Origin of the sequence: Enterococcus phoeniculicola ATCC BAA-412 (assembly GCF_000407505.1) — a bacterium.
Taxonomy (GTDB): Bacteria; Bacillota; Bacilli; order Lactobacillales; family Enterococcaceae; genus Enterococcus_K; species Enterococcus_K phoeniculicola.
Map to the genome: position 1 here is coordinate 1,016,915 of NZ_ASWE01000001.1, position 22,108 is coordinate 1,039,022.

The following is a 22,108-nucleotide window of genomic DNA, read 5'->3' on the forward strand; positions in this document are numbered from 1 at the left end:
ACCAAGAATGAAAATAGTAGCAGTGACTGCGTGTCCTACAGGAATCGCCCATACGTATATGGCTCAAGAAGCAATTGAAAAAGAATGTAGAAAACGGGGCTATGAAGTAAAAGTAGAAACCCAAGGAAGCATGGGGATTGAAAATGAACTCGAACAAGAAGAAATAGATGAGGCAGATGTAGTAATTTTAGCTGTCGCTATTGGCATTGAGGGGGAAGACCGTTTTGAAGAAAAAGAACGCCTAGGTAAGCTACTCTCCCTCGATCCAGCAAAGGCCATTCATGATCCAGTAAAAGTAATTGATGCTGCTGAAAAACTATAATCTGCCATAGAAAAGGAGGAAAAATATATGAAAAAGAAAGAGAGTTTCTTTAAAGACTTACAAAAAGCATTTAATACGGGCGTTTCATTTATGTTACCTGCAGTTGTAGTAGGTGGTATCTTCTTAGCATTGTCATTAGCAACAGGGGAAGCCACTGATTCTGGGATGCAAGTAACAAATCCTTTTATGAAAAACATCCTAGATATGGGTTCAGCAGGTTTTGCTATGATGATTCCATTGTTGTCGGGCTATATTGCTAATGCGTTAGCAGGCAAGCCCGCCTTAGTTCCAGCTATGATTTTAGGCTATATTGCAAATAATCCAATAGGCGAGCAGCAAGTTCAAACAGGGTTTTTAGGGGCAATGATTTTAGGTGTTGGGACGGGGTATTTCGTCCGCTGGGTAAAAACATGGAAAGTACCAGCAACTATTCGAACGATTATGCCTATTCTTATTGTCCCAGTCATTACAACTTTTCTTTTAGGAATGATTTATATTTATGTAATTTCTGTTCCAATTGGTGCAGCCATGGATTGGCTTGTTCAGGCACTTGGAAAAATGCAAGGAGGCAGCGCCATTATACTGGGAATGATTTTAGGCGCAATGACTGCATTTGATATGGGCGGACCCATTAATAAAACAGCAACTGCGTTTACTATAGCACTGATGGCAGAAGGTGTGTATGGACCAAATGGTGCGCATAGAATTGCCTGCGCTGTCCCTCCTCTTGCAATGGCTATCTCAACATTTATTGATCGAAAAAAATATACATCTGCAGATAAAGATTTAGGGATATCTGCATTATTTATGGGGCTTATTGGGATTACTGAAGGCGCAATTCCATTTGCCGTCAAAGATATCAAACGAGTATTGCCAGCGATTGTAATTGGAAGCGCTATAGCAGGCGGTTTAGGAATGGCTAATGGAGTTGAAGCGCTTGTTCCGCATGGAGGCTTGATTATCCTTCCTGTAGTTAATGGAAAACTTTGGTATGTCCTCTCAATGTTTATAGGTGTGTTCATTTCTGTTGCTATCCTACACTTTACAAAACCGAATTTAGAAAACATAGAAGAAGTGTAACACAGTTTTCTATTGAACATTTACAGTTTGATTTGCAACAAGTGTCAGAAATAAAAAAATTTGTTGCAAGAAATTGTCATATGCAACAAATAAAGTCAATTTTATACTTTGAGTGTAATAAATTTAAATCTTATTAAAATAAAAAAATTGGAGATGGCTTATAATGAAAAAATTACCAATAAAAACGGTCGTTGAAAGTCTGCTTACATTACAAAAGACGGGTGAGAGTGCTACTTTACTCGGGATTGGTCCAATGTCTAAAAACTGTGTTCAAGCAACACTCGAGTTATCACACGAAGATGATTATCCAGTGATGTTTATTGCTAGTAGAAATCAAGTTGATGCAGATGAATTAGGCGGTGGTTACGTAAATGGCTGGAATCAGTTTACGTTTGCAAAAGCAGTTGAAGAGGTGGCTGAAGAAATTGGCTATGATAATTTCTATTATTTATGTCGTGACCATGGGGGACCTTGGCAACGTGATAAAGAACGAAATGATCACTTACCGACTGACAAAGCAATGGCACTGGGACAAAAATCATATATAGCAGATATTGAAGCAGGCTTTGATTTATTAATGATTGATCCCACTAAAGATCCATTTGAAGTAGGGAAAGTAATCCCTTTAGAAACAGTTTTAGAAAGAACTGTTGACTTAATTGCATTCTGTGAATCAGAACGTAAATCACGGAATCTACCTGAAATCGGTTATGAAGTGGGGACAGAAGAAACAAACGGAGGATTAACCTCCACTGAAACATACGAATCCTTTATTCTACAATTAAAAGAGGAATTAGAGAAACGCGGATTACCAATGCCAACATTTATCGTCGGACAAACAGGAACGTTAACACGTAAAACAGAACAGGTTGGAACATTTAATTTCAAGAATGCCTATGATTTAGCACAAATGGCTAAACAATATGGAGTAGGCTTAAAAGAACATAATGGGGATTATTTGGATGATGTAACGTTGTTAGAGCATATTCCTTCTGAAATTACGGCAACAAATGTTGCACCACAGTATGGAACAGAAGAAACGCGTGCCTATTTAAATCTTGCCTCTGTAGAAGCTCGATTAGCAGAAAATGAACGAATTAGCGAAGCTTCTAATACACGAGAAATATTATTAATTCATGCAATTAAGAGTGAACGATGGAGAAAGTGGATGGTTGGTGATCAGAAAGAATTAACCGTTGAGCAAATTTTAGAATCTGGTGATGAACAATTACAAGCAGAAATTTTAGATATAGCGGGGCATTACACATTCAATGATGAAGAAGTAAAAGTCGAAATTGAAAAAATGTATGCTAACTTAAAAACATATAACATTGATGGGCAACGTTATGTAATCGATCATATCAAACGACCAATTCGGGACTATGCCGAATGCTACAATTTAAAAGGCGTCACTACTCGAATCAAAGCTATTTCTAAGTAACATAGGGCAGGTAGAAAGTGAAATCTGTTTTGCCTTCAAATGTATTAAAGCGGGTAGCTATTAAAATAGCGGTAAGCTTTGGCTGAGAAAGTTATTGGCATTGATTGTTTTGAAGCGCGTACACCAGGAGATACACTCATTTAAAACGATGGACTTACTGTTGAAAATATTGCGCAAACATACTAGTCATTGTAAAAATTTTTATAAGTTAGATAATCAACTGCCTAATTGAATCTAAAATAAAGTGATTAGGTATCCTCTAACAAATTTTTATTTTCTCTTCATAAGTATATGCTAAAATATTAGTATTGTGTTTAAACTATTGATTTTATCAAAACCTATCAATAAACGAGCTTATTCACGCAAAGGAGCCGCTATGACAGCCATTATCTTTGATTTAGATGATACACTCTACGATCAGTTACAACCGTTCCAACAAGCATATCAAGAACAGTTTAATTTTCCTGATGTGTCAATTGAAAAATTATATGTCTTAAGTAGAAAATACAGTGATGAAGTCTTTCATTTAACAGAAAATGGAAATCTGACAATAAAAAAAATGCATCGATATCGCATAAAAAAAGCATTTGCATATTTTGGCTACGAAATCACAGATGTTCAAGCAGATAAATTTCAAAAAAGTTATTTAAACAATCAGCAAAAGATTCAACTTCTGCCAGATATGAAAGATGCTTTAGATTATTGCTCCGCTAACGGCGTAAATTTAGGAATGATTACTAACGGTCCTGAAGAACATCAGAAAAAGAAAATAACACAGTTAAACTTAGAAAAATGGATTCCTAGACAGCAGATATTTATTTCCTCTGTTGTAGGATTTGCTAAACCTGATCCCCGTATTTTTCACTTAGTTGAAGAACGTTTACATTTAAATAAACAGGAGACCTATTATATTGGTGATTCTTTTCAAAATGACATGGTTGGCGCTCATGCTGCTGGCTGGAAAACAATTTGGAGTAACCATCGACAGCATAAACAGCCCCGGGACTCTAGTATTCCAGAGTTTATTCTTACGAAAGAAAACTCGTTATTAGAATTGTGTAAAAAAATAATATGATTGTTTATTTCTTCTTTGATTTTGGTACAGCGAAGAAAATCAACCTTAAATATTATGAAATCAAAATAGAGGGAACAGCGTTCTCAAAAATATAGGAACAAAGCATATCTAAGGATGCTTTGCTCCTATATTTTTGTTAAGGCAGATGTGCTCAGCTTCAAGAACTAGATAGGTACTGTTCATCATTGGAAGAAAAATAACGGGATATGCAGAACCAAGTTGGTAAATCTCTGCATCTATTTTTTTAGAAATAGTATATCGGTACAATTTCAACTCATTTCCATAGCATGTCCCTATGAATAGAGGTTTTTGAGTGCAAAACGTAGTAGGGATTTCCAATCCCAAACCTTTGTCCAGAATTTAGGTAATCTGGACATCACTAGTCACACGATAGGTGCTGCTCTATAAAAAAGTGAAGTAAATACTCATTTTCTTATTTTAAAAATTAATGGAGAGAAGCGCTAAAGTCATTAAATAATTCAAATAATCAGTTCTTCCTGCTTCTCTGGAGTTCACGCTCTATTATCTGCTTTTTTCTTATGACATTTGTCATAAAGAAGTCATGACACTCATGACTGTTGATGAGATTGCATTCAAGGTACAGTTAATGAGTAAAGAAAAGGAGGAAGCAAAATGACAGAAACAATTTTAGAGGTAATGAATATTCGTAAATCCTATAAAAAAAGAACGATTTTAAATACTCTCTCTTTTAAGGTAAACAAGGGAGAAATCGTTGCGCTTCTTGGGATAAATGGGGCAGGGAAGTCCACGTTGATTAATAGTATCAATCAGCTTATCCCGCTAGATGCTGGAACAGTTACTTTTTTTAATCAGCAAAACCAGCCAATTGACAGACAAAAAATTGGTGTGATGATGCAAAAAAATATCCAGCTAAGTCGCTTAACCGTAAAAGAAACCTTAACCTTAGCTGCTAGTTATTATCACAAACCCTTACCTTATACAAAACTGATTGCATTAGCCAATCTAGCGGAACACGAAAACAAACGGGTCGCAAAGCTATCTGGCGGACAAAAACGCAGACTTTCTTTTGCTGTGGCACTTGCCGGTGATCCACAACTTATTTTCTTAGATGAGCCTACAGCAGGGATGGATAGCAGTAGTCGGCAGAAACTATGGCAAGTCATCAGTTTGCTAAAAAAGGAAGGAAAAACCTTTTTTGTTACAAGCCATTATTTAGACGAATTAGAATCTTCAGCTAATCGTCTGTTAATTTTAAAAGAATCAAATATTGTATTTGATGGAACATTGGAGGATCTAAGAAGAAAATCCGGAACTGCGGAAATTACGTTTCATTCCAAGCTCTCTGAAAAAATCTTTACTGAATGGAAAACGGTTCTCTCAGTTACGAGAACTGGAGAATCTATCCATTTAATGACCAATCAAGTGAATCAAGTAGTTGTACAGCTCGTTCCCTACTTATCAGGCATTGAAAATTTAGTTATCAAACAAAATTCATTAGAGTCATTATTTGTTTCACTCAACGAAGGAGGCGGAAATCATGAATAATTTTTTCTATCAAGTATCAATTAACTTTCAGCGAATTATTTTTCGTAATTTACGATTTTTATTTTTTAACCTTGCGCTTCCCATTGCTTTTTATCTTTTATTTACAAAAGTAATGACCTATAACATGAGTGCAGATGCACTAACTGCTTGGAATTCTGATTATTTTGTGAGCATGGTACTATACAGCTCTTTAATGAGTTCGGTGATAACTGTAGCTAATACCCTATTAGACGATCAGGAAAACTCTTTTGACTTATTTATTGTTTTAAGTCCAATTTCTCGATTCCAATACTATGCCTCAATGATTGTCGTTTTCTTTACATTAAGTATGTCCGCAGTTGTTTCCCTCGGCATTGTTGCAAGTCTGGTTAATCATGTAACGATTTCTTTTATTACTTGGCTTGTTGTTTTATTTATTGTCCCACTTGTTTCGATTCCTCTAATTTTTATTGGAATTATGGTATCATTAACAGGAACAAGTAACGTTGTTAATTTATTAAGCAATTTGGTTGTCTTTCCCATGGCAATTGCAAGTGGACTTTGGTGGCCATTAGAGATTATGCCCGACTGGTTAAAAGCCATAGGAACCAATTTACCGACATACTTTGGCAGTTCTCTAGTGAAAGCAGTGATCCACCACCAGTCAGTTAGCATTCAAACAATTTTAGGCTTACTTATCTGGTCCATTCTAGGATTTGTTGGTATTCGACTTTTATTGCATTTTAGGAAAAAACAGGAGCTACTGACTATATGAAGCATTTTTTCACTGAACATATTTTATTTCCAAAACGATTCGGATTATTACCCTATTTTTTGCTCGTATTTCTTATCCCAAATGTTAGCTATTTCATTCCACTCGATTCAGTAACTAAAGGAATATTTTTTTTACTCCTGCTTGTTTTTTTAAAAGCTTACAGAGATGGATATGAGGTAACAAAACACCTACAATACCATTTTTTTATCCAATTAATCATTTCTTTATTATTTGGTATTTTTTTAGGAAACGGCTATCTCTTTATTTTCACTGCATGGGAAATAGGTTCTCTTCCTATAGGAAAAAAAAGATTTCAACAATTTCTAATAGCTTATTATTCCACCTGCGCAATAAGCATTGGTTGGGGCCTGCTTCATGCAGATCTCTCGATAGCTGAAAACGACTATAGTCTTTTTATTGCCTTTCTTTTTTCTATTATTTCACCACTCGTAGCACGTTCGGTTCAAAGTTCTTACCAACAGTCCTATCGTTTGGCTCAACAAAATCAACGTCTGGAATCTATTATTCGTCAAGGTGAAAGAGAGCGGATTGCGCAAGATTTACATGATAATTTAGGTCAGGCATTTTCAATCATTACGATGAAAACGGAGCTTGCTGCAAAACTTCTTGAGAAGAAACCAGAAGCCGTTCAAAAAGAGCTGATTGAAATTGCTGAGACTTCAAGGAAAAATTTATCTATGGTTCGAGAAATTGTCTCAAATCTTCAAGAGCGAACGATTGCTAAGACCATGATTGAAGAAGAAAAAAATATAAGAGTAGCTGATATTCTGCTCTACAGCAAAAATGAAGAGCTCGCTGAAAACTGGCCATTACCTGTTCAAGATGTGTGCTCTGCAGTTATCAAAGAGGCTGTGACCAATATGATTCGGCACAGCAAAGCGAGCCTTGCCGAAATTATTTTTGGAGAAACCGAAGACTCCTACTGCTTGACGATTCGAGATAATGGGGATGGATTTACCGCTATCCGTGAAGGGGCACATGGACTGACAGGCATGAGAAATAGAGTAGAATCCTTCCATGGTTGTTTCTCTATTATGAGCAAGGACGGAACAGTATTAGAAATTAAAATTCCAAATAAATCATTTAAAAAGGCTGAATAAAAATGACAACTATTTATCTTGCAGAAGATCAGGAAATGTTAAATTCTGCATTAACAACTATTTTAAATCTTGAAGATTCCTTTGAAGTAGTAGGTAGTGGGCTTGATGGGGAAACAGCCCTCGCTGAAATAATCAGATGTAAACCAGACCTGGCAGTATTAGATATAGAGATGCCAAAAATGACGGGTCTTGAAATAGCTCAGCAGCTTCGGATTCTCAAGATACCAACGAAATTAATTATTTTAACGACGTTTGCAAGAGAAGGCTACTTTCAGCAAGCATTAGCCAATCAAGTAAACGGCTATTTATTGAAGGATAGTCCAAGCGAGGAGCTTATTGAAAGTATCTATCGGGTACTGCGCGGAGAGACTGTTTTTTCACCTGATCTTGTACGTAGTGTTCTGAGTGCTGAAAAAAATCCTTTAACCAACAGAGAGATGGAGATATTATTCAGTATTCATTCTGGAGCAAGCACAGCAGAAATTGCTAAGCAAGTATTTTTGTCAGAAGGAACCGTCCGTAACTATATTTCCTCTATTCTTAGTAAGACCGGAACGCGAACAAGAATAGAAGCAATCAATGTGGCAAAAAAGAATGGTTGGCTTGCATAAATGGTACAGAAGAAAAGAACAAAAGCATTTGTGAAAATCAAATGTTACTTTGTTCTTTTTTTTGTTTTTTATGAAAAAAACGCCCAACTGGTATCTAATTAAAATAACAAGTATAAAAATGCATAAATTAACTTTTTTGTTTTTTTATCCTATAAAACCTTATATTATAAAAGGTTTATTTCTTTATAGCTATTTTATTTTTTAAAAAAATAATTGACAAATAACAATAAAAGATTTAAATTGGTCATGTGGTAGTAACCAGTTAGAAGGGAGGATTCACTTGTGAAAGATACATATAAAAAGCAGCCTCTTTATGATCAGTTAGTAGACGTTTTAAGAGAAAAAATTGAAACTGAGATGGGACCAAATACAATGCTGCCCTCAGAAAGAGAGTTAGTTGAACATTATGGATTAAGTCGAACAACCGTTCGTCTAGCATTACAAGAATTAGAAAAAATGGGGTACATTTACCGACAGCATGGAAAAGGAACGTTTGTTTCAGATTTAAGTAAAAAAACGACCAATTTATCAGGGGCCTATAGCTTCACAGATCAAATGAAAGCCTTGGGAAAGATACCCGAAACAAAAATTTTGGAGTTTGAAAAAATTGAAGCAAATAAGTATTTTGCAAATCAGCTAAATGTTTCTTTAGGAGAACCGCTCTATAAACTAAAGCGCTTACGACTAGCTGACGATCAGCCGATGATGCTGGAGCGCTCTTATCTTCCTGTAAAAATCTTTTTAAGTATGGATGTTCAGCAGTTAGAAAGCAAACCTCTGTATACACTTTTTGAAGAAAACTATGAACAAATCATTCGAGTAGCAGATGAAGAATTTTATGCGAGTCTAGTTACTGGCCGTGATGCAGAAATACTGGCACTCATGGAAAGCTCCCCTGTACTTCATCTAGTAAGAAAGACCTACAATATAAAAAATGAAATTATTGAATTTACGCGTAGTGTTGCCAGAGCTGATCAATTCCGATATAGAATCAGTCACGTTCGAATAAATGACTAAATGAATGGAGGAAAAAAGAATGTTTCAACAATCAAATGATGCGTTAAAGAAAATGGGGGCAGTCATCACCACACGAGAAATTCAACAGCAACCAGAGCTATGGGAAGAAACTATTCAGCTGTTTGAAAATCAACAGGAAAAAATGAATAACTTTTTCAACTCTCTAAAAGAAATAGCAAGTACACCTATCCGAATCATTTTCACTGGAGCAGGAACTTCGCAATATATTGGCGATACACTGATTCCATATCTCAATCGAGTAGGCGATACGAAAAACTATACCTTTGAAAGCATTGGAACCACAGACATTGTGTCGGCACCACTTGATTACTTAAAGCCAGACTCTCCAACGCTTCTTGTTTCATTTGCTAGAAGTGGAAATAGTCCTGAAAGTCTTGCAGCAGTTCAGTTGGCAGATCAGCTTGTTCACACCGTCTATCACTTAACGATTACTTGTGCATCCGATGGTCTTTTAGCAAAAAATTCGACAGATAACTCCAATCACTTGTTATTGTTGATGCCTGAAAAATCAAATGATGCGGGATTTGCTATGACAGGAAGCTTCACCTGCATGTTGCTGACCGCGTTACTGATTTTCGACTTATCATCTATTGAAACAAAAAGAAGCTATGTGAAGACCGCCTCTTTACTGGGAAAAGAGCTATTATCTAGAGAAGAAGAAATCCATGCATTCACCGATACAGATTTTGACCGTATCGTTTATCTAGGGTCTGGGAGTTTGGCAGGGCTCACAAGAGAAGCACAATTAAAGGTTTTAGAGCTGACTGCAGGAAAAGTAGCAACTGTATTTGACTCATCTATGGGCTTTCGTCATGGACCTAAATCGTTTATTAATGAAAAAACACTCGTTTTCGGATTTTTAAACAACGATCCTTACACACGTCAATATGACTTGGATATTTTAGAAGAGGTACAAGAAAATCAGATTGCTAAAAATACCGTGGCAATTGGTCAGCTAGGCAAACAACATTTTTCAGGAAACAAATTTATTTTTCAAACAAATGAGGAACCTCTGCCAGAAGCATATCTTGCTTTACCAGAAATTATGGTTGCTCAAACAATTGCCTTGTTTACATCCATAAAAGTGGGGAATACCCCAGATACCCCTTCGGCAACTGGAACAGTCAATCGTGTTGTAAAGGGTGTTACGATTCATCCATATTAAACTAGCACCTATTTTGGAATGGAGTGGTCAACATGTTAAAAATTTCCAAGAAAAAAAAAGAGAAGATGGATTTATTATCAACCGACACCGGTCGAATCAAAGCATTAGCAATTGACCAACGCGGTGCCTTGCGAAAGATGATGGCAAAGTACACGGACGAACCAACAGCTTTCATGATTGAAGAATTCAAAAGACTTGTTTCTGAGGAGCTAACCCCATATGCTTCGGCTATTCTGTTGGATCCAGAGTATGGATTGCCCGCTGCAAGAAACAGAGATAGTCATTCGGGGCTATTATTGGCCTATGAAAAAACAGGCTACGATGCCACAACACCTGGGCGATTACCAGATTTACTAGAAGACTGGTCTGTGACACGATTAAAAAATGAGGGAGCGGATGCAGTCAAATTTCTACTTTATTACGACGTAGATGAACCTGAAGCTATCAATCATCTCAAACACGTCTTCGTGGAAAGACTAGGAAGCGAATGCGCACAAGAAGAATTACCTTTTTACCTAGAGCTAGTATCCTATGACGCTACGATATCTGATGCAACATCAAAAGAGTATGCTCATGTTAAGCCGCACAAAGTCATTGAAATGATGAAAGAATTTTCTAAGCCTGTTTATAAAGTAGACGTCTTAAAAGTCGAAGTTCCTGTGAATATGAACTATGTTGCAGGATTTTCTCCTCATGAAAGTATCCATACTCCTGACGAGGCGGCGGCTTACTTTAAAGAACAAAGTGAGGCAACTGACTTACCATTTATCTTTTTAAGTGCTGGTGTATCTTCTCAGCTATTTAAGGAGACATTAGTATTTGCCCACCAAGCAGGTTCAACCTTTAATGGCGTTTTATGTGGGCGTGCCACATGGAGAGACGGCGTACAACCGTTCATGGAATCAGGAGAAGAGGCTGCACGAAATTGGTTGAAAAAAACTGGAGTGGAAAATATTACTTCGCTAAATGAAGTGGTAGAAAAAACAGCCAGTCCATGGTTTGAAAAAATAGAGGTCGTCTAGTTAATGGAAGCAAACTAATCTATTTGAAAAAAATGAACTTGATGAAATGAACATAGCTGTAGAATCAGGTTCATTTTTTAACAGAACAGTTGATAGCGGTTTCAACAAAAGAAATATCTCATCGGAAGCTAAGGAAACGAAAGAAGAAAGCCGTTTTGATAGAGTATTAAAAAAATAGCGAATACCTTTCTTGCTATTCGCCAAGTTTGTAAAGGATTAATTTTTGTGAATCAGGTAAACATTGGTTGTTTTTGGATGTTGGGTCCGACGAGGTCACTTAATTTCCCAAAAGAGTTAAAAAAAGGAAAAATGCACTCGTAATTTTTGAAACGGAAGGAGTATTTCAACGCTCAATCAGATGACAAAAACAATCAGTTTAAAAAAATTATTATAAATGAGGAGGAATGAACATGAGTATTATTGCTACACGTATTGATGGTCGATTAATTCACGGTCAAGTTGCAAATCTTTGGACAACAAAGCTTAATATTACAAGAATTATGGTGGTAGATGATGATGTTGCGACAAACGCAATCGAAAAAAGCGGATTAAAGTTGGCTACACCTGCTGGAGTCAAGCTAAGTGTTCTTCCAGTTGAAAAAGCAGCAACCAATATTTTAGCAGGAAAATATGATTCACAGCGACTGCTAATTGTCGCACGTCGACCCGATCGTTTCTTACAACTTGTTGAGCTAGGTGTGCCCATCACAGAGATTAATGTTGGAAATATGTCGCAAACTGATAAAACCCGCTCAATTACGAAATCAATCAATGTCATGGATAGTGATGTTGAGGTATTCAATCGTTTAAATGAAAAAGGTGTGAAATTGGTCGCACAAATGGTTCCAAGTGACCGAGCAGAAGACTTTATGTCGTTATTAAAGAACTAGGAGGGAATTATTCATGAATATAGCATGGTGGCAGATATTATTATTAACTTTATATGCAGGATACCAAATTTTAGATGAATTACAGCTTTACTCTTCAATGAGTGCTCCAGTTTTTGCAGGATTAATTTCAGGAATCATTATGGGTGATGTTACCGCAGGGCTTCTTATTGGTGGGAGTATGCAGCTGACTATCTTAGGTGTTGGGACATTTGGTGGGGCTTCAAGGATTGATGCAAACTCTGGAACGGTTTTAGCAACTGCGTTCTCTATTGCTTTAGGGATGGATCCAGAGCAAGCGATTGCCGCAATTGCTGTTCCTGTAGCAAGCTTAATGATTCAAATGGATATTCTAGGCAGATTTGCAAATACCTATTTTGCACATCGAATCGATGCCCATATTGAAACAATGAACTACAAAGGAATTGAACGGAATTTTCTAATGGGTGCGCTACCTTGGGCGTTGTCTCGGATGGTTCCAGTCTTCTTAGCCCTTGCTTTTGGGGGAGATTTGGTACAAAAAGTCGTTTCTTACTTAAACGGAGATTTAAAGTGGCTCGGTGATGGGTTATCTGTTGCAGGTGCTGTTCTTCCAGCCGTTGGGTTTGCAATCTTATTACATTATTTACCAGTGAAGAAACATTTTTCTTATCTCGTTTTAGGGTTTGTTATCACCGCACTACTAACAACATTGTTTGGAAATATTCAATTATTAGGAACTGGTGTAGCGAGTGTTGTGAAAGATTTCTCTGGAATCTTTAATGCATTACCAATGCTTGCTATCGCATTAATCGGCTTCTCATTAGCATCCTTAAGCTATAAAAATTCACAACTGACTCCACATGTACAAGGGTCAAATCACCAAGCTTCTGACGAGGGGGAAATTGAAGATGACGAAATCTAATTACAAACTAACAAAAGAAGATTTTGCTCAAATTAATCGTAGAAATTTATTTGGCTTTCAGCTAGGATGGAACTATGAACGGATGCAGGCCTCAGGTTATCTTTATACTATTTTGCCACAGTTACGAAAGATTTATGGTGATGGGACGCCTGAATTAAAAGAAATGATGAAAACACATGTTCAATTCTTTAATACGTCTAATTTCTTCAATACGATTATTACAGGAATTGATTTAGCAATGGAAGAAAAAGAGGGGATTACTGCAAAAGACACCGTTTCTGGTTTAAAAGTTGGGCTAATGGGACCATTTGCTGCAATTGGCGATTCAATATTTGCATCATTAGTTCCAACAATTTTTGGGGCATTAGCCGCAAACATGGCAATCAATGGCAATCCTACGGGTATCTTTATTTGGATTGCAGCACAAATTGCCATTATGATTTTCCGTTGGAAGCAGTTAAGCTTTGCTTACAAAGAAGGGATTTCTCTAGTAACAACGATGCAAAGTCGACTGACAGCTTTAACGGATGCAGCGACGGTACTAGGGGTCTTCATGGTTGGGGCACTTGTCGCTACGATGGTTAATGTAAAATTTTCTTGGGCACCAAGTATCGGAGATGTGACACTAAACATTCAAAATAGTATTGATATGATTTTGCCACGCATGTTACCAGCTGCAATTGTTGGCGCGATTTACTGGTTATTAGGAAAGAAAAATATTACGTCTACGAAAGCCATCTTTATTGTCTTAATTGTCTCCATCGCTCTTTCTGCACTAGGCGTCATTTCAAAATAAGAAAATTGGGGGATGAAGGATGGATACACAATTAATTTTAATTAGTCACGGAACACTTTGCGAGGAATTAAAGAAAAGTACAGAGATGATTATGGGAGAGCAGTCGTGTATACACACGGTCTCACTCTTACCTTCTGAAAGCCCGGAAGACTTTCAAAAAAAGTTTAAAGAAGCTACAAGAGGAATGGATGATTTCATCGTTATGGCTGATTTAATGGGAGGAACTCCTTGTAATGTAGTAGCAAAAGAATTAATGATTGGGGCACAATTTGATTTATATGCAGGAATGAACATGCCTATGGTTATCAGTTTTATTAATGGGCTTCTCACACAAACCTCGGTGAATCCTGTAGAGGATGCGAAAGAAAATATTTATCACGTCAATCAATTACTCACATTTGACGAAGACGATGAATAGAGCTATTTTGCGCAGATGAAAAGAATAGCCTCCATCTAGAGATGAAAAGAAGGTATACGTAATTTTTACAGAAGAAGCGAGCGTTAACAGGGACAGCCTTTCAGTGCTTGAGTTAACGCTCGCTTTCTTCTTTATTTAACGGAGATGAAAACCAATGAATCTATGTATTTTCTTAAAAAAAATATAGTAAAAACCAAAAAAAATAAACATACTTTCTTCATAGTTTCTGGCTAATATAAAGACATACCAAAACAACCCTATAACACTTTTTCATTTTTACTCCTCAAGTAAAAATAACTCCTTGACCACGGCTACCCACCGTGGTCTTTTTTTGATAAACAATTTCATTATATAAAAAGAAACTGAGCACTGCTTCAAAAAACAGCACTCAGAATTTTTTAGTCTGCAACAAGTAAAAACAATCCTTCTATAAATCAATTCTTTTCTTCAAACTTCTCCAACCTTTCTTTTCTAATCAGCTGCTGCACAGACAGATTTTTTTGCTCCTGCTTACGCATACACCCAATAATTGATTACTTGAGACGATATCTCATCTTTTGTATATGTTTTCTTGTAATGACTCTTTTTAGGCGTATCGTTAGGATCATAGACTTGAATGTTTCCATCCTTACTTGCAGCTAATATCATAATATGCCCGGTATCAGTGAATTCACCAGGAGCAACGGATACAACTACAGGGATATCTTTTTTCAGATAGTCAAGAGCGGAATTTATACTGTTACCGAGATTTTTAAAGGGCAGTCCATAGTATGTCGCAAAGTCTTGAAAAATGGTCCAAGATGTTCCTGCACCCTCAACAAAATAGACATCCTTTGCCCAATCCAAAATTTCCGTTGGCTCCACGACACGGTTTTGTTCTTTTGACAAAATCATTGAAAGAGTAGCAATGGCACATCCGTTAACTCCCAGTGTATTATCTCCATAAGAAAGCTCTGACCAGCGCTCATCTGTTTGAAGATTCAATGGGTAGTTGATTGTTTTTGGGTTTCTTTTTTTTAAATACGTGTTTGCTTTTTTACTAAATGATTGCTGTGACTGCTTTGCTTGAAACAGATTCGGTAGTTGCCCATCTGATAAAACGCTTCCTCCATTTATCAGCCAAACACCTCCAACAAGCAAACCTAAAAACACGAAGAGAACAAACGGACTTTTTTTCTTCCTCTTTTTATAGGGCTTTCGTATCTGAGTTTTTCCCATATCACCAACTCCTTTATGTTTGTACAATGAAAATAATTGCTATCCTCATTTAACGCCATATTCATAAAAATAGCAGTAGTTATAGCAATCCTTAAACGTTTCATAATCATCTTAAAAAAAAGCTAAGAATCTTTTGTTAAAAAGACCCTTAGCGCTCCATTATTCCAGTTCTTCGAGTTCAAGACTTACATTTTCCCATTCATTTAGAAAGTCCTCTTGTTGTTTTCGAGCAGCTTCTAACGATTGATTTAACTCCATCAGACGAATGTGGTCATCCAACAATTCAGGTTTCACCATTTCCAATTCCAGTTCAGAAATTTTTTCATCTAATGTGGCCATATCCTCTTCAATCTGCGTGATTTTCCGATTCAAGCTTCGTATTAATTTTTGTTGCTCTTTATTTTGATAGAACTCATTCTTAGGAGTAGAAGGGGTATGCGTTTGTGTTTCTTTTGCTAAGAGCTCGGCAATTTCTTCCTCTTCTTTTTTCTTTTCAAGATAATAATCATAATCCCCTAGATACAATTTGCTGCCAGTTTCTGATAACTCAATCACTTTAGTAGCTAAGCGATTAATAAAATATCTATCATGGGAAACAAATAAAAGAGTCCCTTCATAATCAATTAATGCATTCTCTAATACTTCTTTATTATCAATATCTAAATGGTTAGTCGGTTCATCTAAAATAAGAAAATTTTCTTTGTTCATGGCAAGTTTTGCTAGTGCCACACGTGCTTTTTCGCCTCCACTTAAAAGCGGAATCGTTTTTTCCACATCATCTCCAGAAAAAAGAAAACCGCCCAAAACATTTCTAATGTCTTTTTCCTGCGTCGTAGGATGTTCGTCCCACAGCTCTGAAAGAACCGTTTTGTTGCCATGGAGTTCAGCTTGCCCTTGATCATAGTAGCCAATGGTCACATTTGTTCCTAAGTGAGCAGATCCTTTAATGAACGGGAGTGTACCGATGATTGACTTTAATAATGTTGATTTACCAATTCCATTTGGACCTACCAAAGCAATGGCATCTTTACGGCGGACATCCAGGTTTACAGGTTCAGCAAGGATTTGAAGTGCATCATAGCCAATGGCCGCATCTTCCACCTGTAAGACAACATTTCCAGAAGGACGCTCAATATCAAATAAGAAGTGAGCTGATTTTTCATCTCCTTGTGGGCGATCCATGCGATCCATCTTTTCTAGTGCTTTTCTTCGGCTTTGTGCACGTTTGGTTGTAGAAGCCCGTACGAGATTTCTTGCAACAAAGTCCTCTAATTTATTAATTTCTGTTTGCTGTTTTTCATAGGCTTTCCATTCTGTCGCAAGCTGATCTGCTTTTAATTCTAAATAACGAGAATAGTTTCCTTTATAATTTCGCATTTTTTTTCGGCTAAGCTCATAGACCTCACTTGCTACTTTATCTAAGAAGTAGCGGTCATGAGAAACAATCAACAAAGCGCCTGTATAATTTTGCAGATATGTTTCTAACCATGCTAATGTCGTAATATCTAAGTGGTTGGTTGGTTCATCTAAAATGAGTATATCGGGACGTTGCAGTAACATTCTTGCAAGTGCAAGTCGTGTTTTTTGTCCTCCAGAGAGCGTCGTAATTTTCTTATCGTAAAAGGAGGCATCAAATTGAAACCCGTGTAAAACAGAACGAATCTCATTTTCGTACCCATAACCATTTTTTTCTGCAAACTCATGTTGAAGCTGATCGTATTCTTTCATTATGGAGTCATAATTACTGGCATCGGGAAGAAGCTCACTGATTGTCACTTCAACTTCTCTCATTCGCTTTTCCATCTGTCGAACGACGTCAAATGCTTTTAACATTTCGTTCCAAACGGTTTCATCTGAATCTAGTCCTGTATCTTGTGCCAAGTAGCCTAAAGTAGCAGATTTGTTTTTTGAAATCGTTCCTGCATCAGGACTTTCTAATCCCGCAATGATTTTTAAAAGAGTTGATTTTCCTGCCCCATTACGACCAACTAAAGCGGTTCTGGAACCAGTGCTTATTTCTAAATGTATATTTTCAAACAAAGTGTCTGCACCAAAGTAGCGGGCAATTTGATTAGCTTGTAGTAAAATCATGGAATCCTCTTTCCTGCTTGTGAATTTTACCTTCTACCTATGAGAAGATACCCTAATATAGTGTATCATATTTTGTGTAGACTCGCGAGATGAAAGCAATTGTCAGGTTTTTAGGTAATTTGAAAAAAATTCACAATTTTCAAGCTAAGGAATTGCTTTTTTAAGAGAAAACTTGTTATGATGTATATATTGTTCAAGGTAATTTATTATTGGAGGTAGTAATTTTGAAAGATCAAGTAATTCCAAAAGCAACAGCAAAACGCTTGCCACTATATTATCGTTATTTACGTATTCTAAATGATGCAGGAAAACAAAAGGTTTCTTCAACAGAATTGAGCGAAGCTGTTCAAGTAGACAGTGCAACGATTCGTCGCGACTTTTCTTATTTTGGTGAATTAGGAAAACGCGGATACGGCTACGATGTGGAAGACTTAATGAACTTCTTTGCGAAAACATTGAATGACGATGAACTAACGAACGTGGCCTTAATAGGGGTAGGGAACTTAGGGAGTGCCTTGCTGAAATACAAATTCCATCAAAGTAACAGTATCCGTGTAAGCTGTGCGTTTGACGTCAATGATGATATTGTCGGACGTATTGTTGATGGTATCCCTGTTTATCCTATGGAAGATATGATGGAGCAAATCAAGATTCAACAAATTGAAGTGGCTATATTGACGATTCCAGCTGACAGAGCACAGGGAGTTGTGAATCACTTGGCAGATGCAGGGATTAAAGGGATTTTGAACTTTACGGCTGCACGTTTATCAGCACCTTCACATGTATTAATTCAAAACGTAGATTTAACGAACGAGTTACAGACATTGATTTATTTCTTACATTCTGATAATTCGCTAACAAGCTCTGAAGAATAAAAAGAAGTCTATAAAAAAGCTAGCGCAGCCTTCTTCTCATCTGTATACCTTTATACAGATGAGAGGAGAGGAGCACTAGCTTTTTTATTCGTGAAATAATTCTTCATAGCTAAGTGTGTTTGTATGGGTTAGCTCTGTTAATAGTTCTTTCACTCGAGTCAAATTTATAAATCGTGCTTGTCTTTGCAGCTCTTTTCCTTGTGAGAAAATCAGCACAGCCGGAACGGTCATCACTTCAAATTCACTGGCTACCTCTGGAAAGAGATCGGCATCGAGCTGATAGGAAGGGATGTCAAATTCTTCTAAAAGTTGTTCCGTTCGTGGAAGGATCGCATGACACACGCTGCAGTCAACTCTGGAAATATAGACCAGCGAAGCTTGGGCTTGTTGAATTCCTTTTAATGCTTCGCTTAATTGTACAGGTTGAATCATAAAAAACGCCTCCTCTTTAGCCAAATTTACAAGCTTTGTCAGGGAAAGTCAATTTTTTTGTTTTTGTTAAAATAAACAAGATATGTAAAAACAGACTTGTTCTTTTTCTCAAAAAAAGGTATAGTTATTCCGTTTCTAAGAAAGGAGGAAAAGAATGTTTGAATTACTTCCTCATTCTGTTCTTCAGATGAGTACAATTTTTTTATCTATTGTGATCGAAGCTTTGCCTTTTGTCTTATTAGGCTGTCTGATTTCTGGCGCGCTTTATGTCTTTTTAACACCTGAACGCGTCCAAAAATTTCTACCAAAAAATAAGCTGCTCTCAATTGCTGCAGGTTGCGGTATGGGCTTTTTCTTTCCTTCTTGTGAATGTGGGATTGTCCCTATTGTGAATCAGTTTGTAAAGAAGGATGTTCCTATCTATACAGCGTTTGCTTTTATGTTAACCGCACCTATCATTAATCCAATTGTCATTTTTTCTACATTTATTGCCTTTGGAAACTCCTTCAAATTTGCATTATGGCGCATTTTGGGAAGCTTTTTAATTGCACTTGTTGTGGGTATCTGGCTAGCCTACTTTAATAAAACAGATGTCTTAAAGCAGAAAATGAACACAACATTGGAAGAGGAACCTCCACATGAACATATTCATGTGGCGCATGCACATACAAAGGAAGAAAGCCACCCACGATTCATTCATCAAGTTGCTCATGTCTTTACCCACGGAGTAGACGAATTCTTTGATACAGGACGCTATCTTGTCATTGGTGCATTGATTGCTTCTGCAATGCAGACCTATTTGCCTACAGGCTGGATGCTTACTCTTGCTTCAACAAAAGTGCTAGCAGTTCTGATTATGTTAGTTTTAGCTTTCGTTCTTTCACTTTGCTCAGAAGCAGATGCCTTTATTGGTTCTTCTTTACTCAGTCTGTTTGGTACTGGACCTGTTGTTGGCTTCTTAGTATTTGGTCCAATGGTAGATATTAAAAACTTACTAATGATGAAGCGGTATTTCAGCGGAAGATTTATTACCTCATTAGTTGGAATTATTGCGGTCGTTGTTTTTGTTTACGCGATGATTGTATAGGAGGTTGCTATGTTTCGATTACTTATTTTAGCTGGCTATTTTGAGCTCATGGCCTACTTACAAATTTCAGGAAAGCTCGATCAGTATATCAATGTTCATTACCAGTATTTAGCTATTTTATCTATGATTTTGGCGTTTGTTCTAGCGGTTGTCCAACTGATTCTTATCATGCGAAATAAAGAAACCGAGGCCCATGATGACGAACACGAGCATCATTTAACAAAATGGTATCAAAAAGCAAGTGCTTATCTATTATTAGCCCTCCCAATTATCGTAGGATTATTCTTTCCAACAATCAGCTTAGACACGACAATTGTTGAGGCAAAAGGGTTTAATTTCCCAATAAGTAAAGAATCTGTTGGTGATCCTGATATTCAAACACAGTATTTGAAGCCAGATACAAGTATTTATTTTAACGAATCTGACTATAAGGAACAGATGGATACATTGATGAAAAAGTACGATCAACAGGGGACATTAAAAATTACAGAAGAAAACTACTTGGAAGTTATGGAGCTTATTTATAATTATCCAAGTGCATTTATTGGTCGAAAGGTAGCCTATGATGGGTTTATCTATAATGCAAAAAATGAGCAGTCTACAGATTCCTTTGTCTTTCGTTTTGGCATTATTCACTGTGTTGCGGATTCTGGGGTGTTTGGGTTACGTACCCGCTTACCAGAAGCAGAAAAACTGTCTAATGATACATGGGTTCACATCGAAGGGGAAATTCAATCTGACTATTACCAACCCTTTAAACGAACACTTCCATTTGTAGAAGCGAAGACTGTTAAGACTATCTCTGCACCCCAAAATCAATATGTTTACCGTTCCTTCTAAAATTGTATACGAAAGAAACAGTGCTTCTTTTCATGATGACAACATTCATCTGGAAAAAAGCACTGTTTTTTATAAAGGAAATTTCTTTTTTGGTTTCTTTTTCTCTTTTACGCGTATTTTAAGAATTGTCTCTCGTTTGACTTTAAAATTCCGAATATTGTGGTTGAACACTTCCGACAATACCAGTCCAAGTGCGATGGCGCCGGCAATCATTACTGCTTGCACAGCAGCTGAAACTGCCTGCTGATAAGTCCCGACTACTAGGTTTCTCACTGCTTGATAGGCAAGCCCTCCTGGAACTAAAGGAACCATTCCCGGAATATTAAAAATCGTAACAGGCATCTTCATGAAACGAGAAAACACATAGCTTGCATAGGCTACACCTAAAGAGCCTAACAGAGACCCTAGAGCTGAGGTTCCGCCAAACTGAAGGCACCCCCAGTAAAGAAGCCAGCCAACGACCCCTGCGATGCCACAATAAAACAATGCTTTTCTAGGTACGTTGGTGATAATTGCAAATGCAGCAGTTGCTAAGAAACTAAATAAAACTTGTATAAGAATTGATTGCATATCTTATCTCCTAACCTAAAAATTGAAATACAAAAGCAATGGCAAAACCAATCATCGAAGCAGTCATCAACGCTTCTGTTCCTCGAGAGACCCCTGACAGGTAATGCCCGGCTAATAAATCTCGAATGGCATTGGTAATTTGTACACCTGGAACAAGAGGCATTACACAGCCAATAATAATCATGTCCTCACTAATACCCAGCCCGATACGCGCACAGAGAATCCCTGCAAAGCCAATAAACAAAGAGGAGAGAAATTCTGCTAAAAATCGAATCCGAAAGAAGCGAAGACCTGACAAATAAATACTATAGCCAATTCCTCCTATTGCAAGCGTGATAGGCAAATCAGTAAATGTCCCACCAAATAAAATCATAATTGCGCCACTAATCACTGCAGCACTAATAATTTGTAACCATATGGGGAAAAAAATCCGCTCTTTATCCAACTCTTTTAACTTTCGTAATAGTGCATCTAAATCCATTGCTCCTGAAACATACTCACGAGACAGATTGTTGACTTTTACCACTTTTTCTAGGTTAATCGAGCGGTTAGTTATTTGTTCCATTCGAATCGTTGACGACTGATCAATTCCTACAAACAATCCTGTTTGTGTGACATAGCTTACCAGTCGATAGTTTCCTGAAGCTAAAGCAATCCGACTCATCGTATCCTCAACACGATACATTTCTGCATTACTTTCCATCATAATTTTCCCTGCTAACAGACAGGTTTCTAATAATTTTTCTGTCATTTGCTCTGCCAATGAGGAACCTCCAGTCATTTGTTTTTGCTCCTTCATTTTACTACAAAATAATCAGAAAAAGTGAACTCTAA

Annotated in this window: 24 protein-coding genes; 19 read left to right on the top strand and 5 right to left on the bottom strand. The window is 37.0% G+C overall.

The window, feature by feature from the left end; genetic code table 11:
* The first annotated feature begins 7 nt into the window (after nucleotides 1-7).
* The 16 genes from I589_RS04605 to I589_RS04675 all read left to right on the top strand — a co-directional run bounded on the left by I589_RS04605 (nucleotide 8) and on the right by I589_RS04675 (nucleotide 14,161).
* Complete coding sequence (locus I589_RS04605) at nucleotides 8-322, top strand: PTS fructose transporter subunit IIB (RefSeq protein WP_010769286.1); 315 nt, start codon at nucleotides 8-10, stop codon at nucleotides 320-322.
* A gap of 27 nt (nucleotides 323-349) precedes the next feature.
* Nucleotides 350-1,402 (top strand): PTS fructose transporter subunit IIC, encoded by a 1,053-nt coding sequence (locus I589_RS04610; protein ID WP_010769285.1) that lies wholly within the window; start codon nucleotides 350-352, stop codon nucleotides 1,400-1,402.
* A gap of 163 nt (nucleotides 1,403-1,565) precedes the next feature.
* Complete coding sequence (locus I589_RS04615) at nucleotides 1,566-2,843, top strand: class II D-tagatose-bisphosphate aldolase non-catalytic subunit (RefSeq protein WP_010769284.1); 1,278 nt, start codon at nucleotides 1,566-1,568, stop codon at nucleotides 2,841-2,843.
* Between the two features lie 376 nt (nucleotides 2,844-3,219).
* Nucleotides 3,220-3,918: an HAD family hydrolase gene (locus tag I589_RS04620; RefSeq protein ID WP_010769283.1), complete on the top strand. Its 699-nt coding sequence runs from the start codon at nucleotides 3,220-3,222 to the stop codon at nucleotides 3,916-3,918.
* 633 nt (nucleotides 3,919-4,551) lie between these two features.
* The gene (locus I589_RS04625; RefSeq protein WP_010769281.1) at nucleotides 4,552-5,445 is read left to right on the top strand and encodes an ABC transporter ATP-binding protein; all 894 of its coding nucleotides are present in this window, start codon (nucleotides 4,552-4,554) and stop codon (nucleotides 5,443-5,445) included.
* Nucleotides 5,438-6,199 (top strand): ABC transporter permease, encoded by a 762-nt coding sequence (locus I589_RS04630; protein WP_010769280.1) that lies wholly within the window; start codon nucleotides 5,438-5,440, stop codon nucleotides 6,197-6,199. Before I589_RS04625 ends, I589_RS04630 begins: the two co-directional genes overlap by 8 nt.
* Nucleotides 6,196-7,320, top strand: a complete 1,125-nt coding sequence (locus I589_RS04635; RefSeq protein WP_010769279.1) for a sensor histidine kinase — start codon at nucleotides 6,196-6,198, stop codon at nucleotides 7,318-7,320. The genes I589_RS04630 and I589_RS04635 overlap by 4 nt, the downstream gene beginning before the upstream one ends.
* Nucleotides 7,321-7,322: 2 nt before the next feature.
* Entirely contained in the window at nucleotides 7,323-7,931 is a 609-nt protein-coding gene (locus tag I589_RS04640; protein ID WP_010769278.1) for a response regulator transcription factor, read from the top strand.
* A 282-nt stretch (nucleotides 7,932-8,213) separates the two neighbouring features.
* Nucleotides 8,214-8,948, top strand: coding sequence for a GntR family transcriptional regulator (locus tag I589_RS04645; protein ID WP_010769277.1), 735 nt, complete (start codon nucleotides 8,214-8,216; stop codon nucleotides 8,946-8,948).
* Nucleotides 8,949-8,967: 19 nt separating this feature from the next.
* Nucleotides 8,968-10,134, top strand: coding sequence for an SIS domain-containing protein (locus I589_RS04650; protein WP_010769276.1), 1,167 nt, complete (start codon nucleotides 8,968-8,970; stop codon nucleotides 10,132-10,134).
* A gap of 32 nt (nucleotides 10,135-10,166) precedes the next feature.
* Complete coding sequence (lacD, locus tag I589_RS04655; protein WP_010769275.1) at nucleotides 10,167-11,156, top strand: tagatose-bisphosphate aldolase; 990 nt, start codon at nucleotides 10,167-10,169, stop codon at nucleotides 11,154-11,156.
* Nucleotides 11,157-11,381: 225 nt separating this feature from the next.
* A complete protein-coding gene (locus I589_RS18750; protein ID WP_425387013.1) occupies nucleotides 11,382-11,477 on the top strand; it encodes a hypothetical protein in 96 nt (31 codons plus the stop codon).
* A gap of 89 nt (nucleotides 11,478-11,566) precedes the next feature.
* Nucleotides 11,567-12,046 (top strand): PTS sugar transporter subunit IIB, encoded by a 480-nt coding sequence (locus tag I589_RS04660; RefSeq protein WP_010769274.1) that lies wholly within the window; start codon nucleotides 11,567-11,569, stop codon nucleotides 12,044-12,046.
* Between the two features lie 13 nt (nucleotides 12,047-12,059).
* A complete protein-coding gene (locus I589_RS04665) occupies nucleotides 12,060-12,947 on the top strand; it encodes a PTS mannose/fructose/sorbose/N-acetylgalactosamine transporter subunit IIC (RefSeq protein ID WP_010769273.1) in 888 nt (295 codons plus the stop codon).
* On the top strand, nucleotides 12,934-13,743 hold the full coding sequence (locus I589_RS04670; protein ID WP_010769272.1) for a PTS system mannose/fructose/sorbose family transporter subunit IID: 810 nt from the start codon (nucleotides 12,934-12,936) through the stop codon (nucleotides 13,741-13,743). Before I589_RS04665 ends, I589_RS04670 begins: the two co-directional genes overlap by 14 nt.
* 19 nt (nucleotides 13,744-13,762) lie before the next feature.
* Nucleotides 13,763-14,161 carry a PTS sugar transporter subunit IIA gene (locus tag I589_RS04675; RefSeq protein WP_010769271.1) on the top strand — a complete coding sequence of 133 codons (399 nt, stop codon included), beginning with the start codon at nucleotides 13,763-13,765 and terminating at the stop codon, nucleotides 14,159-14,161.
* A gap of 510 nt (nucleotides 14,162-14,671) precedes the next feature.
* Here the strand turns inward: I589_RS04675 and I589_RS04680 are convergent.
* Together I589_RS04680 and I589_RS04685 are read right to left on the bottom strand one after the other, a co-directional pair.
* On the bottom strand, nucleotides 14,672-15,379 hold the full coding sequence (locus I589_RS04680; RefSeq protein ID WP_010769270.1) for a C39 family peptidase: 708 nt from the start codon (nucleotides 15,377-15,379) through the stop codon (nucleotides 14,672-14,674).
* 159 nt (nucleotides 15,380-15,538) lie between these two features.
* A complete protein-coding gene (locus I589_RS04685; protein ID WP_010769269.1) occupies nucleotides 15,539-17,470 on the bottom strand; it encodes an ABC-F family ATP-binding cassette domain-containing protein in 1,932 nt (643 codons plus the stop codon).
* Between the two features lie 224 nt (nucleotides 17,471-17,694).
* Here I589_RS04685 and I589_RS04690 point away from each other — a divergent pair, with 224 nt between their 5' ends.
* Nucleotides 17,695-18,345, top strand: coding sequence for a redox-sensing transcriptional repressor Rex (locus I589_RS04690; RefSeq protein ID WP_010769268.1), 651 nt, complete (start codon nucleotides 17,695-17,697; stop codon nucleotides 18,343-18,345).
* Between the two features lie 84 nt (nucleotides 18,346-18,429).
* Here the strand turns inward: I589_RS04690 and I589_RS04695 are convergent, their stop codons facing one another.
* Complete coding sequence (locus tag I589_RS04695; protein WP_010769267.1) at nucleotides 18,430-18,777, bottom strand: thioredoxin family protein; 348 nt, start codon at nucleotides 18,775-18,777, stop codon at nucleotides 18,430-18,432.
* Nucleotides 18,778-18,931: 154 nt separating this feature from the next.
* Here I589_RS04695 and I589_RS04700 point away from each other — a divergent pair, with 154 nt between their 5' ends.
* On the top strand, nucleotides 18,932-19,864 hold the full coding sequence (locus I589_RS04700) for a permease (RefSeq protein ID WP_010769266.1): 933 nt from the start codon (nucleotides 18,932-18,934) through the stop codon (nucleotides 19,862-19,864).
* A gap of 9 nt (nucleotides 19,865-19,873) precedes the next feature.
* Nucleotides 19,874-20,704 (top strand): TIGR03943 family putative permease subunit, encoded by an 831-nt coding sequence (locus I589_RS04705; protein WP_010769265.1) that lies wholly within the window; start codon nucleotides 19,874-19,876, stop codon nucleotides 20,702-20,704.
* Nucleotides 20,705-20,773: 69 nt separating this feature from the next.
* Here the strand turns inward: I589_RS04705 and I589_RS04710 are convergent, their stop codons facing one another.
* Both I589_RS04710 and I589_RS04715 read right to left on the bottom strand, forming a co-directional pair.
* Nucleotides 20,774-21,274 carry a threonine/serine exporter family protein gene (locus I589_RS04710; RefSeq protein WP_010769264.1) on the bottom strand — a complete coding sequence of 167 codons (501 nt, stop codon included), beginning with the start codon at nucleotides 21,272-21,274 and terminating at the stop codon, nucleotides 20,774-20,776.
* A gap of 10 nt (nucleotides 21,275-21,284) precedes the next feature.
* Entirely contained in the window at nucleotides 21,285-22,025 is a 741-nt protein-coding gene (locus tag I589_RS04715) for a threonine/serine exporter family protein (protein ID WP_034684682.1), read from the bottom strand.
* Nucleotides 22,026-22,108: the final 83 nt, after the last annotated feature.

Coding starts and splice junctions, on each gene's coding strand:
- I589_RS04605 (WP_010769286.1), top strand. CDS start 8: ATGAAAATAGTAGCAGTGACTGCGTGTCCTACAGGAATCGCCCATACG.
- I589_RS04610 (WP_010769285.1), top strand. CDS start 350: ATGAAAAAGAAAGAGAGTTTCTTTAAAGACTTACAAAAAGCATTTAAT.
- I589_RS04615 (WP_010769284.1), top strand. CDS start 1,566: ATGAAAAAATTACCAATAAAAACGGTCGTTGAAAGTCTGCTTACATTA.
- I589_RS04620 (WP_010769283.1), top strand. CDS start 3,220: ATGACAGCCATTATCTTTGATTTAGATGATACACTCTACGATCAGTTA.
- I589_RS04625 (WP_010769281.1), top strand. CDS start 4,552: ATGACAGAAACAATTTTAGAGGTAATGAATATTCGTAAATCCTATAAA.
- I589_RS04630 (WP_010769280.1), top strand. CDS start 5,438: ATGAATAATTTTTTCTATCAAGTATCAATTAACTTTCAGCGAATTATT.
- I589_RS04635 (WP_010769279.1), top strand. CDS start 6,196: ATGAAGCATTTTTTCACTGAACATATTTTATTTCCAAAACGATTCGGA.
- I589_RS04640 (WP_010769278.1), top strand. CDS start 7,323: ATGACAACTATTTATCTTGCAGAAGATCAGGAAATGTTAAATTCTGCA.
- I589_RS04650 (WP_010769276.1), top strand. CDS start 8,968: ATGTTTCAACAATCAAATGATGCGTTAAAGAAAATGGGGGCAGTCATC.
- lacD (WP_010769275.1), top strand. CDS start 10,167: ATGTTAAAAATTTCCAAGAAAAAAAAAGAGAAGATGGATTTATTATCA.
- I589_RS04660 (WP_010769274.1), top strand. CDS start 11,567: ATGAGTATTATTGCTACACGTATTGATGGTCGATTAATTCACGGTCAA.
- I589_RS04665 (WP_010769273.1), top strand. CDS start 12,060: ATGAATATAGCATGGTGGCAGATATTATTATTAACTTTATATGCAGGA.
- I589_RS04670 (WP_010769272.1), top strand. CDS start 12,934: ATGACGAAATCTAATTACAAACTAACAAAAGAAGATTTTGCTCAAATT.
- I589_RS04675 (WP_010769271.1), top strand. CDS start 13,763: ATGGATACACAATTAATTTTAATTAGTCACGGAACACTTTGCGAGGAA.
- I589_RS04680 (WP_010769270.1), bottom strand. CDS start 15,379: ATGGGAAAAACTCAGATACGAAAGCCCTATAAAAAGAGGAAGAAAAAA.
- I589_RS04685 (WP_010769269.1), bottom strand. CDS start 17,470: ATGATTTTACTACAAGCTAATCAAATTGCCCGCTACTTTGGTGCAGAC.
- I589_RS04695 (WP_010769267.1), bottom strand. CDS start 18,777: ATGATTCAACCTGTACAATTAAGCGAAGCATTAAAAGGAATTCAACAA.
- I589_RS04700 (WP_010769266.1), top strand. CDS start 18,932: ATGTTTGAATTACTTCCTCATTCTGTTCTTCAGATGAGTACAATTTTT.
- I589_RS04705 (WP_010769265.1), top strand. CDS start 19,874: ATGTTTCGATTACTTATTTTAGCTGGCTATTTTGAGCTCATGGCCTAC.
- I589_RS04710 (WP_010769264.1), bottom strand. CDS start 21,274: ATGCAATCAATTCTTATACAAGTTTTATTTAGTTTCTTAGCAACTGCT.
- I589_RS04715 (WP_034684682.1), bottom strand. CDS start 22,025: ATGACAGAAAAATTATTAGAAACCTGTCTGTTAGCAGGGAAAATTATG.